This window comes from Bartonella sp. CB10SXKL (genome assembly GCF_042195515.1).
In the GTDB taxonomy this organism is placed as follows: Bacteria; Pseudomonadota; Alphaproteobacteria; order Rhizobiales; family Rhizobiaceae; genus Bartonella.
In genome coordinates, this window is record NZ_JBHION010000110.1 from 1 (window position 1) to 762 (window position 762).

Here is a 762-nt window from a genome sequence, read left to right on the forward strand (position 1 = left end):
ATTATGCTATTCAGGATGTTCGGAAAGAAGCAAGACAAGCTGCTGCTATTGGTCTAGCGGTGTCCAACTTACGTTACAATGATGCACCAGGAAAGTTAAGTGTTGCACTTGGTAGTGGTATATGGCTCAATCAGTCCGCATTTGCTCTTGGTGCTGGTTATACATCTGAAGATGGAAATATTCGCTCTAGTCTATCTGTGACAAGTGCCGGAGGGCGCTGGGGTGTAGGTGTAGGATTAAGCTTAACTCTAAATTAATAAAATTCACTACGATTATTTTCAAAAATGCTCCTGTCTATACAAGACAGGGGCGAAAAGGGTTGTACGATTAAAAGAACGGCTCCCACAAATAATAGTGCCAGCATTAATGTTGAAAATAAAGAAAGAGAAAAGGTGTGAAGAGTGGTGTGTTTTACGCAAATTTGACAGAAGTCGTGGAGGGGGCTGGTTGGTGGTTGTTACATGACAGTGAGCAGCAGATTAAGACAGTTTTTGATGATGCGAAAAAATATGTAGATAAATATTTTTCTGAATCCAAGGATAATGCGATGAGTAATGGTGTTAACGAGTCGAAATCCTAAACCGATATAAAATTTGAAACGTTTAGTTATGATATTAAGAGCGTACGGAAAGAGGCAAGGCAAGCAGCTGCCGTTGGTCTAGCAGTATCCAACCTACGTTACTTTGACGAGCCAGGATCTTTGAGTGTCTCATTTGGTAGCGGCACATGGCGTGGACAATCCGCATTTGCCCTTGGTGCTGG

The 762-nt window shown here is 42.0% G+C and carries 2 protein-coding genes and 1 pseudogene; all 3 read left to right on the plus strand.

The window, feature by feature from the left end; translation table 11 throughout:
• A partial coding sequence (locus ACFIK3_RS09700; protein ID WP_375632011.1) for a YadA-like family protein occupies positions 1-257 on the plus strand: 257 nt, incomplete at its 5' end.
• A gap of 137 nt (positions 258-394) precedes the next feature.
• Positions 395-580: a hypothetical protein gene (locus ACFIK3_RS09705; protein WP_375632013.1), complete on the plus strand. Its 186-nt coding sequence runs from the start codon at positions 395-397 to the stop codon at positions 578-580.
• Positions 581-762: pseudogene (locus tag ACFIK3_RS09710) on the plus strand (YadA-like family protein); the annotation flags it as partial.